9 protein-coding genes are annotated in these 12,042 nt (G+C 50.8%); all 9 read right to left on the bottom strand.

Translation table 11 applies throughout. The features are described from left to right. Positions 1-2: 2 nt before the first annotated feature. A complete protein-coding gene (locus tag FPG75_RS07175) occupies positions 3-596 on the bottom strand; it encodes an acyltransferase (RefSeq protein WP_143306082.1) in 594 nt (197 codons plus the stop codon). 31 nt (positions 597-627) lie between these two features. Then, positions 628-1,632 (bottom strand): SDR family oxidoreductase, encoded by a 1,005-nt coding sequence (locus FPG75_RS07170; protein WP_143306081.1) that lies wholly within the window; start codon positions 1,630-1,632, stop codon positions 628-630. Between the two features lie 28 nt (positions 1,633-1,660). Further along, the gene (locus tag FPG75_RS07165) at positions 1,661-2,950 is read right to left on the bottom strand and encodes a nucleotide sugar dehydrogenase (RefSeq protein ID WP_143306080.1); all 1,290 of its coding nucleotides are present in this window, start codon (positions 2,948-2,950) and stop codon (positions 1,661-1,663) included. 21 nt (positions 2,951-2,971) lie between these two features. Beyond that, positions 2,972-5,305, bottom strand: coding sequence for a GumC family protein (locus FPG75_RS07160; RefSeq protein ID WP_161596707.1), 2,334 nt, complete (start codon positions 5,303-5,305; stop codon positions 2,972-2,974). Positions 5,306-5,355: 50 nt separating this feature from the next. Further along, a complete protein-coding gene (locus tag FPG75_RS07155) occupies positions 5,356-6,192 on the bottom strand; it encodes a polysaccharide biosynthesis/export family protein (RefSeq protein ID WP_236652739.1) in 837 nt (278 codons plus the stop codon). A gap of 51 nt (positions 6,193-6,243) precedes the next feature. Then, positions 6,244-8,181: a polysaccharide biosynthesis protein gene (locus tag FPG75_RS07150; RefSeq protein WP_236652738.1), complete on the bottom strand. Its 1,938-nt coding sequence runs from the start codon at positions 8,179-8,181 to the stop codon at positions 6,244-6,246. Positions 8,182-9,029: 848 nt separating this feature from the next. After that, positions 9,030-9,602, bottom strand: a complete 573-nt coding sequence (locus tag FPG75_RS07145) for a LutC/YkgG family protein (RefSeq protein ID WP_143306078.1) — start codon at positions 9,600-9,602, stop codon at positions 9,030-9,032. Beyond that, positions 9,586-10,977, bottom strand: a complete 1,392-nt coding sequence (locus FPG75_RS07140; protein WP_143306077.1) for a lactate utilization protein B — start codon at positions 10,975-10,977, stop codon at positions 9,586-9,588. Before FPG75_RS07140 ends, FPG75_RS07145 begins: the two co-directional genes overlap by 17 nt. Further along, the gene (locus FPG75_RS07135) at positions 10,970-11,713 is read right to left on the bottom strand and encodes a (Fe-S)-binding protein (RefSeq protein ID WP_143306076.1); all 744 of its coding nucleotides are present in this window, start codon (positions 11,711-11,713) and stop codon (positions 10,970-10,972) included. The genes FPG75_RS07140 and FPG75_RS07135 overlap by 8 nt, the downstream gene beginning before the upstream one ends. Between the last annotated feature and the right edge of the window lie 329 nt (positions 11,714-12,042).

The raw sequence follows: 12,042 nt of genomic DNA, 5'->3' as shown, positions 1-12,042 counted from the left end.
GGTCAATATTGTTTGATCACCTTTGCGGGGTTGCCGCCGGCAACGCACATTGGTGGGATGTCTTTATGTACTACACTGTTGGCGGAGATCACGCTGCCTTCGCCGATGGTGACGCCGGGGAGCACGACCACGTTGGTGCCGATCCATACGTTATCCGCGATGGTAACGGGTTTCACGCTACCGCGGGTATGTATGCGCTGGCTCACATCCGGGAAGGAAAGGTCATGGCCGTTGCCGTCCATGATCTGTGAGTTGGCCGCGATGAGGCAGTTCCTGCCGATGGTGATCTTTTGAAAAGCATGCAGGCAGGAACCGTGTATGCGGGTATTATCGCCGATATGTATTTCGCCGCCGGCCCTGTCCAGCAAGAGTTTGCAGGGAGCGTTCATGTTGAGGTGGTAGCCGATACGGTCGGAGTTGATGACCACATTTTTGCCGATATGCAGCCGGGTGCCCTTCACCAGTTTAATGATGGGGCGGTCTACAAAGCGGATATTTTCGCCGAGAAGGACCTGTATGTCTTTTCTGGCGCGCAGCCGGTATTTCACGGCAGTGTCTATCCACTTGCGTCGTAGCTTTGATATGGTGATGCTCATAAAAGGTTTTTCAATAGCTGCTGCTACCGGGTCATATTGCTTTGCTATGCGGCTGGTTGGCCGCGTACCAGGCCACTGTTACTTTGAGTCCTGCCAATACAGAAAATTCAGGTGTATATGCGATGAGTGCGTGGGCCTTGCTGATATCAGCGAGGCTGTGCCGCACATCGCCGGCGCGTTCTTCGCGGTAATTCGGCGGCAGGCTGATGCCGGCCAGCTCCGAAATGCGCTGCCACAGCTGGTTCAGCGTGGTACGTTCGCCGAAGGCGATATTGATCACTTCATGTTGGCTGATACCTGCGGCCAGCATCGCACGGATATTGGCCTGCACGGCATTCTCCACGAAGGTGAAATCGCGGCTGGTTTCGCCGTCGCCATTGATGAAGGGCGCCTCTCCTTTCAATGCAGATTCGATGAACAGCGGGATCACCGCTGCATAAGGGCCGCGCGGGTTCTGGCGCGGGCCGAACACGTTGAAATAACGCAGCCCGATCGTATGGAAACCATAGGTGCGTGAAAACACGCTGCCATACAGTTCGTTCACAAACTTGGTGATAGCGTAGGGCGACAAAGGATTGCCGATCTTGTCTTCCACTTTCGGCAGTCCCGGATGATCGCCATAGGTGCTGGAGCTGGCCGCATATACGAAGCGTTTCACGCCCGCATCCCTGGCGGCTACCAGCATATTCAGATGACCACTTACATTCACATCGTTGCTGGTGATAGGATCGTTGATGGAGCGCGGCACCGAGCCGAGTGCGGCCTGGTGTGATACGTAGTCCATCCCCTCCACCGCCTTGCGGCAATCGTCCAGGTTGCGGATATCGCCGGTCATCAGCTCAAAGGCAGGGTGCTCGGCGAAAGGCAACAGGTTCTCCTGGCTGCCAGTGCTGAAATTGTCCAGCACACGCACTTTGCGCGCACCATACTTCAGCAGGTACTCCACGATATTGGACCCGATAAAGCCAGCGCCTCCCGTAATGAGGAAGGCAGACTGGCTGAGGGTGTTTTCGATATGATATGGTTTTTCGTACATAAACACTTTTGATAGATCAGAAAAAATTTTACAGGCGCGCATCTGCCAGTTCCTTGGGCAGCAAGCCTTTCACGTCGTATATCACTGCACGGTTCTTACACAGCTTGTTGATGTTCAACTCCGCGAACTCGCGGTGGGATACTGCCAGTATCACCGCATCAAAATCACAAACGGTGTTGAGCTCCTGCTGCGACTTCCAGCCATATTCGTGCGCTACTTCTTCCGGCGCCGCCCATGGATCGTATACGGTGATATTGGTGTCGTAATCTTTGAGCGTGTTGAGGATATCTACTACTTTGGTGTTGCGCACATCGGGGCAATTTTCTTTGAAGGTGATGCCCAGCACCAGTATTTTCGCGCCTTTCACGGGGATATCCTTCTTCACCATCAGCTTGATCACTTCCTGCGCGATATAAGCGCCCATGCCATCGTTCAGCCTTCTTCCTGCCAGAATGATCTCGGGATGATAGCCGGCTTCCTGTGCCTTTTGCGCGAGGTAGTAAGGGTCCACGCCGATGCAGTGGCCGCCAACGAGCCCCGGCCTGAACTTCAGGAAGTTCCATTTGGTGCCTGCTGCCTGCAACACTTCATCGGTGTCGATACCGAGGCGGTTGAATATTTTTGCGAGCTCATTTACAAATGCGATGTTGATATCACGCTGTGCATTCTCGATCACCTTTGCAGCTTCCGCTACCTTGATAGAGGTGGCTTTATGCGTGCCGGCAGTGATCACAGCGCGGTACAACTGGTCCACCTTTTCTGCTACAGCCGGTGTGGAACCGGAAGTCACTTTCAATATTTTGGCTACCGTATGCTCCTTGTCGCCCGGATTGATACGTTCGGGAGAATAGCCGGCAAAAAAATCTTTATTGAACACCAGGCCTGAAACGCGCTCCAGTACAGGCACGCACTCATCTTCTGTTACACCGGGATATACGGTGGATTCGTAGATCACGATATCTCCTTTCTTCAGCACTTTACCTACTGTTTCGCTGGCCTTGAACAGCGGCGTGAGGTCGGGACGGTTGTTCTTGTCTACCGGCGTAGGCACTGTAACGATGTAATAAGTGCAGGATGCGATTTTCTCCAGTTCGTTGGTACAAAACAATCCTGTGGGAGTGGTACAATCGGGCGTGAGCACGGCCTGCAGGTCTGCCGGCGCCACCTCAAGGGTATGGTCATTGCCGGCATTGAGTTCCTGTACCCTTGCTGCATTAATATCAAAGCCGATCACCTTGTACTTTTTGGCAAATTCCACTGCCAGTGGCAATCCCACATAACCCAGACCGATAACGCCGATTCTGATATCCTGGTTCATAGTGTTTTCTTTTATAGATAATTATTTACTGAATACTTTTTTCAATTTCCTGATCCCTTTTACTTCTTCATCTTCCGTATAGCCGTAACCGTAGCCGCCATATCCGTAACCGTAGCCATTGGCGCCCATTTTCACGTCGTTGATCACGAGGTTCATGCGCGGCATCTTCTTGTGGAGGAACAGTTCCCTGGTAAGTTTCACCTGTTCCTTGAAGGTGTAGTTCTGGCGCATGAGATAGAGGGTGGCATCTGCGAACCTGCCGAGCAACTGCGCATCTGTTACCAGTCCTACCGGCGCGGTATCCACGATGATGTAATCAAATTGTTTGCGGAGTTCAGCAAAGAGCAGGCCGGTATTTTCGAGGAGCAGCAGTTCCGCCGGATTGGGTGGTATAGGCCCGGACGAGAGCAGCCAGCAGTTTTCGTGTATGCCTGAGGGTTTGATCACTGTTTCGAGCGGTGATTTGCCGATCGCATAGGTGCTGAAACCCGTGTGGTTGCTCAGTCCCAGCTTCTCCGATATTTTCGGTTTGCGAAGGTCCATTTCCATCAGCAGCACTTTCTTGCCCGACAGGGCCAGTACAGCGGCCAGGTTGGTGGCCACAAAGGACTTACCTTCACCGCTCATGCTGGAAGTAAGTACTATTACCTTTTCCTGTTGACTGGTCATAATGAATTGCAGGTTGGTGCGCAAGGCCCTGAACTGCTCTACTATGGGGCTTCGTACGTCCTTTCTCACCACCAGGATATCGTCGTCCTGCTTATGCCCGATCTCTGCCAATACGGGTACCGGCGTAAGACCGGTGATATCTTCCTTCCTGTTGATCCTTCTGTTGAGCACATCGCCCAGGTAGAAGATACCTGCCGGTATCCCCATGCCAAAGATAAAGGCGATCAGATAGATAAACAAACCCTTGGGTTTAAACGGTTTGGGATCACTTTTCGCTGCATCTATTACCCGGGCGATAGCCAGGTTGGAAGATTTGGAGATCGCTGATTCCTCGCGCTTTTTCAGCAGGTAGAGATACAGTTCCTGCTTGATGGCCTGCTGGCGGGAGAAATCGAGGAATACACGTTCCGTAGAAGGCACCTGCCTGATCTTCTGCGTAAGCGTGCCGGCATTGCGTTCCAGCTCCTGGATGCTCACCTCGATCCCTCTTTTGAAGGTGCCCAGGTTACTGATCAGGTCATTGCGCAGGCCCGCCAGCTGCCCGTCGATATTGCGTACCGCCGGGTTGTTTTCTGTGCTTGACATGAGCAGGCGCTCACGTTCCAGCTGCAAGGTGTTGTATTTTTCTACGATGCTCACAAAGGTCGGGTCCTGCACCACGATAGCGGAAGGCACCACCCGTTTGTTATTCTTCTCATCTTTCACATATTGCTCCAGCGATTGCACCACATTGAGCTTCACCTGCTGGTCTATCAGCTGCTTGCGGAAGTCGCCGGTACCGGATACCAATAGTTTCGACTGTTCGCCAAGATCGGCCAGCTCATTGGCTTCCTTGAAGCGCTGAATATTCTTTTCCACGCCCGACAGCTCACTGGTCACGATCACGAGGCGGTTGTCGATGAATGCGATGGTGCTGTCGGCAATACGGTTCTTGTCTTCCACGCTGGCACGCAGGTAGGCTTCAATGAGCTTGTTGAGCACTGTTTCACCTTTGCGGGGAATATCTGCCGACAAGGTAAGATCGATGGTGCTCACCAGTTTATTAGGAATACCGGCATCGAGCTGGCGTTGATAGTCTACTACCGTTTTATCAATGGAATTCACTTCGATCGTATAATCGTTGCTTTCCATCGGGTAAGCTGTGTTGCGGATCATCTGCACCAGGCCTTCATGCAATTGCAGCGTATCATTCCAGGCGGCTTTGCGGCTCCAGTCCTGGTTGCTGAGCAGGAAGCTGTCGGCGCCTGCGGGCTTGAGCACATAGTTCATCATTTTGAGACTGTCGGCCTGCATGAGCCATTTCATCGTGAAAGGCACTTTGCCATACAGTTCTGTTTTTTTGAGGCGGCCATCTACCAGGTAGCGGATATTGAGCTGTTGATCTCTCACTACTTTCTCCATGAGAGAGCGGGAGTTCACGATCTCGAGTTCATTATCTACGCTGCTTTTGCTGTTGAACGCTTCCATCTGTTGCAGTATCTCTGCGCCGGGAATATCTACGCCTTTCTGTTTATCTTCCACCAATATCTTCGCGTTGATCTTATAGCTTGGCGTGGCATACCGGAGGTAGATCCATCCCAGGGTGCAGGTGAGCACTACGCTGAGCAGGAACCAGTACCAGGAGCGCATGAGGCGGTCCAGCAGTTTCCTCAGATCGAAAGTAGCTTCCTGGGAATTGTTTCCCATATGCTTGCCGTTTATCTGTTGATATAAATTCTCCTGCATAAGCTTAAAAATTAAAAGTTTATTCTGGATGCAATCACTACCAGCAATGATAATACTGAAGCAATAATGGAAATACGTTTCACCTGCTGCATATCTGTAGAGGCGACCTTGTTCTTGTTAGGCTCTACATACACTACATCGCCCTGGCGGAGATAGTAGTAAGGAGAGCTGAACAGGTTGCTGTTATTCAGATTGAATCGTACAAATTCTTTTTTGCCGCCGCTTTCCCTGATGAGCAGTACGTTTTCACGTTTGCCGTAGATGGTGAGATCGCCGGCCATGCCCAGTGCGTCGAGCAGCGTTACTTTTTCGTTGGGCATGATGTAGGAGGATGGGTGCGCCACCTCGCCCAGTACGGTGATTTTAAAATTGGCAAAGCGCACGTTCACCACAGGGTCTTTATAGAGCGTGGCGGCTTTGGCCTGTATCTCGTCGCGTACCGCGTCGGTAGATTTTCCGCTTACGTTCACCTTGCCGATCATGGGCAGTGCGATGTTGCCGTCTTTATCTACCAGGTAGCCATTCACAGCGGTGCTGATGCTTTGCTGTTGCTGGGAGATGGCTACGCCTTGCTGGTTGAACAGCGCGGTGGCGTTGGGATCCATCGTCTGGATCGTCACCTGCAAAATGTCGTCCACCTGGATGGAGGGCGTTTTGTAGATGGCCTGCGCTACTGCTGCGTTGCGCAGGGTGTCGGGGATGTCTTTGAAATAGGTGATGTTCTTTTGCGTAGAGCAGGAGAACAATCCCATGATCAGTAGTATCCCTGTCATGCATTTCACCAGCCATCGCCGGCTGCTGAAAACTCTTGTTGGCGTGTGGTGCTCCCTGTTGATAAGCGTCGTCATTGTCCTTGTCAATTTTAATATAGGCCTTACCGTTATACCGGCGCCGCCTGGTTAGGTCGTAATTTTTCCTCTATCGAGTTCTTCATAGGAGGAATTCTTGCTGATGAATTCCGGCACCAGTTCTTTCATGAGCGCCACGGTAGGCATCAGGTAATGCTTGCGGGCGGAATCAATCAGTTGGTCTACCTGATCATTGACAGTAACAAAATCGTAGGACCTCACCTTCGCGATCATAATTTTTTCGTGATAGGTGGGCAGGGTATTTTCTGCGTTATTAAGCAATTCTTCGTACAGTTTTTCTCCGGGGCGAAGGCCGGTATATACGATCTGTATATCTTTTCCCGGTTCTTTGCCGCTCATGCGTATCATCTTGCGGGCGAGTTCGGCGATCTTCATCGGCTTGCCCATATCGAACACGAATATTTCGCCGCCTTGTCCCATGGCGCCGGCTTCCAGCACGAGCTGGCAGGCTTCGGGGATGGTCATGAAATAGCGGGTGATTTCGGGATGGGTAACGGTAAGCGGACCGCCTTTTTCCAGCTGCTGCTTGAAGCGCGGTATCACGGAGCCGTTGGAGCCGAGCACATTGCCGAAGCGGGTGGTGATAAATCGAGTAGGCGGCGCGCCATACACAGGGCCCATTCGCAGGTATTGTTCGTTGAGATGATTGTTGAATGATTGCGAGAAAATTTCTGCGATGCGTTTGGAGGCGCCCATCACATTGGTGGGGTTCACTGCTTTATCAGTGGATACCATCACGAATTTCTCTGCGCGGTATTCGGCGGCCAGTTCTGCCACTATCTTGGTGCCCAGCACATTGTTCATCACCGCAATCGAAGGGTTTTTCTCCATCATCGGCACATGCTTGTAGGCCGCGGCGTGATAAACAATGGCGGGGGCATATACTTCAAATAATTGCTGCATGCGCACACGGTCGCCTACATTGCCGATGTAGGGTATCACGGGTACGGTGGTACCTTGTTCGGCGATATCGAGTTCGAGTTCATGCAACGGCGATTCGGCAGTGTCGCAGAGTACGATCACAGAAGGCTCGTACTTTACAAGCTGTCTTACGATCTCGCTGCCGATGGAGCCGGCGGCGCCGGTTACCAGTACGCTTTTGCCGCTCAGTTCTTTGTTCAGCTGCTGGTTGCGGATCTTTATCTCTGCACGTTCCAGCAGGTCTTCAATATTAATATCTTTCAATTGTACACTGTTGTTAAAAGAACCGCCTACCCATTGATTGACGGGGATGATCTTTTGTACGCGGATGTTGAGGTTCATACATTCTTCCACGAGCTGGTTAAGCTGTGATACATGCAGATGATCTTCGGGGATGAGCAGCAGTTCCACGCGTTCCTGTTTTACCAGTTTGTAGAGCTGGTCTTTGCGCCCCGAGTAGATGGGCAGTCCTTCGAGCGATTTACCTGCATGTGCGCTGGAATTGGCCAGGAAGGCCACGATGCGGATATCCGCTGCGGGGTCGTCGCTGATGGCTTTGCGCAACATCAGGCTGGTATGGCCGGTGTGATAAATGGCTGCACGCGTTTTGTTCACTGCGCGGAAATTGTTATAATATTTAAAAGTCCATTTTACCAGCAGACGATAGGATAACAACAAAAAAGAGCTGATAAAAAAATAAATCAGGATAACGGATAGGGGGAATACGTTGAGTGCATCGTTTAATAGATGTGCGAGGCCCATGGTTAGCAAAAACGCACTGCTGAAGATGTTCATACAGGCAATACGGCCGATATCAGCCATGCCGGTATACCTGACGATACCGCGATAGGTACGTAACAGTAACGACAACACGAGATTGATTCCCAGTACCGCCAGGGAGATGCGCTCCATGGGGTAGGGCGCAATATCCGCAAAATCGAAGTTCAGTCTGAGCAGGAAGGCCAGATTGATGGCAATAACAGAGCACCCAAGATCGAGCAGCAGGATAAGCCACGAAGGGGTGATCCATGATGTTTTACGCACCATAGGTTCAATAATAAGATATGGTTAATGTGTTTCTATTCTATCTGGCTAATGACTACTGCGCTTGTTATCGGTTTTCATAGTAGCTCCAGTGCATTTTCCGGTTATTAGAAATAGGTTTGCAATCCTTACGGTTTTCAAAGTTACTGCAAAGTAAATATTTAATTTCAAAAGTTCTACTGCGAAAGCATGAACTTGCGAAAAAATTTATCCACTTTTTTGTGACTATGAACAAAGCATTCCCGCGCCGGCTCAAAGGAGCGACTATGACCAATCCCGTCAAGGGTTATTATCAGCAAAGATCAGCCACTGTGGCTTTATTCACAGACAATAACGTGGACGGTTAAACGAAGTAGTACAGGAATCAGCAACAGCAACGATTACTACACACAGATAGGACAACACAATAATTTTCAACCGGAAAACAAGTTCGTTTTGGCGAGCGTACCGCTCTTGAGAATTTACATGCTACCGGTACTTCCGAAGTTTCAATACAATACATGGTCTTTCAATTTTTTCTGGTTAGCTAAGATGTTCTTGCGATATGGTTATTATACTTATTGGACAGATTGATTTTCAAAGGACGTTACTGGAACAAACACCATACCAACCTGATTAAAATTACATTAAACTGAGCGCAAAGTTAGTCAAGTAATTAATAAAGCGAAAAAAAATTGAAAATTTTTCAAGTACGAAAATGATATGATAACGATCTCGTTAGTTTAGCAAACTATCTTTCAAAAGCCAATACTGTAGCGCATTCCATCGCATCAAAAAGAAAAGAGATGAACAGTCAACGTTCATCTCTTTCTCTTTAAATAATTATTAACTGCAAAATGATCGGCAATAAATCATGGCAATAAAAAGACACTCAAGCTTTTTGCACCATGCGCTCCCAGCACTAATGATTGCTCAATATCTGCTGTTTTAGAGGGGCCGGCAATAAATACGCCAAAGCCCGTTTGCGGTGCGCCAATTTTTTCATAAGCATCATGCATCGTAGACAGGATACGGCTTTTAGAGATCGCGATCGCGAGATGCTGGCAGATAAATGGCAATACACGCACCCGCATATCCGCTTCCGTAAGCCAGATGGCGCCGTTCTCAGCCACTGCCCATTGACCGGGTACGATCGCCATATCTACATCTTCCAAAGCATGCGGATCTTCGTTTATCCATTCCCGTTGTTCAGGCGCGGTGGCATCCACTACCCTTTTCAATCCGGGATACTGTTGTTGTAACAGCGGCCTTATCTCCTCAGCGCTATTCACCTCAAACAGGCTGCCACCAAGACTTTCCAGCACCTTCCTGTATGCCGCCACATCGTTTGGCATAGCGCCGCGCAGCCCTTCCAGCGAAGGCAATACGCTTGCCTCCGGCTGATTTTGTTTCAATGCGGCCAATATCTTATCCCTGCTGTTCATCTGATCGTTTATTTTTTGCATACCATTCCGAGAACGACATGGCCGGCGGAGCAGGCATCTCACGCTGCTTGTACCATGGGTTCAGTTTGTTATTGACCATCTTTGGAAATGCACGCAGCACCCAACGGCCCATCTTGCCCGCCCGGCGGTAGTTTCCGGGAGAGGATAAGGTAGCGCTCATCATCTTCATACTTATCTTCTTCCCTGCACCTGCATGTCCGTCCTGCACGAGCACCTGTCGCCATTTATATAATTGTTGATGTATATCGATCTTCACCGGACAGACATTCGAGCAAGATCCGCAGAGCGTGGAGGCAAAAGGCAGATCGGCATACTCCTTCATATCGAGGTTGGGCGCCAGTATCGCGCCGATAGGCCCGGCTACTGCTGTATGATAGCTATGGCCGCCGCTGCGGCGATACACCGGGCAGGTATTCATGCAGGCGCCACAACGGATACACTTGAGTGAATTCAGAAAATCTTCACGCCCCAGCTGCCGTGAGCGGCCATTGTCCACCAACACGATGTGCAGCTCCTGCCCTTCCCGCGGCTGGCGGAAATGGCTGGAATAAGTAGTGATCGGCTGCCCTGTTGCACTACGCGCCAGCAGGCGCAGGAACACGCCCAGATGCGCGCGCCGCGGGATGATCTTCTCAATGCCCATACAAGCGATGTGCACCTTCGCCAGGTGCGCGCCCATATCGGCATTGCCTTCATTGGTGCATACTACCATCTCGCCGGTTTCGGCCACGGCAAAGTTAACGCCGGTAATAGCCGCCTGCGACTGCAAGAATTCCTGACGCAGATGCTGCCTGGCGGCCGCCGTCAGGAACTGCGGATCAGCATTGCCTGCGGGCGTGCCAAGATGCTCGTGAAACAGTTCTCCTATCTCCTCTTTCTTTTTGTGGATACAAGGCAATACAATATGACTGGGAGGTTCTTTGGCAAGTTGTACAATGCGTTCGCCCAGGTCCGTATCGATCACTTCGATGCCATGGGCCGCCAGGTGCGGGTTGAGATGGCATTCTTCCGTGAGCATGGACTTACTCTTGACCATGCGCTGAACTTTATGGCGTTGCAATATTGTAGTAACAATGCGATTATGCTCTTCCGCATCCGCGGCCCAATGCACGATAGCGCCGTTTTGCGTGGCCTGTTGCTCGAATTGCAGGAGGTAATCGTGCAGGTTGCCAAGCACATGCCGCTTGATCTGTGAGGCGGTATCTCGGAGCTGTTCCCATTCCGGGATGCTCCATGCCATGCGATCGCGCTTCTGGCGCACCCACCACAGGGTTTCATCGTGCCAGTTCACACGCGGTTCATTTTCGTTGAACTTTGCTGCGAGTGCGGCATGGTCGCCGGTTTGCTTACTCATGGGCATCATAGTTAAGGATTTCAGCAATATGCATCACTTTCAGCGGCTGTTGCCGGCGGCGGATGATGCCTTCCAGGTGCATCAGGCAGCTCACATCAGTACCGGTGATCACTTCCGCCTGGTGCTTAACGTGATCGGCTATACGATCTACGCCCATCTTCACGGATACGGCTTCCTCTGCCACGCAGAAGGTGCCGCCGAAGCCGCAGCATTCATCGGTACGGTCGAGCGGTATCAATTCCAGCCCTTCCATCATCTGCAGCAGCTGCTGCGGCTTGGAGAAGGGTGCGGCTACCAGCTCGCTCATCTGCGCCAGGTGCAGGCCACGCTGGCCGTGGCAGCTCTGGTGCAGCCCCACGCGGTGCGGGAAGCGGCCGGGCAGGGAAGCGACCTGCAATACGTCTGTCAGGAACTCGGTGAGTTCGTATATCCGTTCCCGTATCTGAGCCGCGGCAGCCTCCTTTGCCGGATCATGAAGATGTTCTTTGATATGCAGCACACAGCTGCCGGAAGGAGCTACGATGTAATCGTATCCGCTGAAATTTTTTATGAACAGGTTATTACAATCATATGTGAGGTGCTCAAAGCCGGAGTTGGCCATGGGTTGGCCGCAGCAGGTCTGGCCTTGCGGGTAGTGGACCTCGCAGCCCAGTTTCTGCAACAGCTGCAGCGTGGCTATACCTACCTGCGGGTAGAACTGGTCGATATAGCACGGAATAAATAGACCTATTTTCAAGTGTCAGTAATTTAAGATGATCACTTGCAAATTTAACGGTCGGCATAGTAAGAATACTGACAGTTTTTTACCTATTAGCGGTTAGATTTTACCCGGCGCGGATGTTGTCTTACTCAGGATTATGATGATTGAAAGGATTAACAGGATTTTTTTTATCAGGATTAAAAAAGATTAAAGGAGATTGATGGGGAGATATTCGCGATGGTAGCCCTTGAAGCGCTTTGAGCGCTTCAAGGGCTGGAACCTCGTTGATCTCCTTATCAATCTCCTTTAATCTTTTTTAATCCTGTAAAAAAAATCCTGGTAATCCTTTCAATCATTATAATCCT

This window comes from Chitinophaga vietnamensis, assembly GCF_902167635.1.
Taxonomy (GTDB): Bacteria; Bacteroidota; Bacteroidia; order Chitinophagales; family Chitinophagaceae; genus Chitinophaga; species Chitinophaga vietnamensis.
Note: the sequence above shows the minus strand (reverse complement) of the source record. Positions and strands in the feature narration are given on the sequence as shown.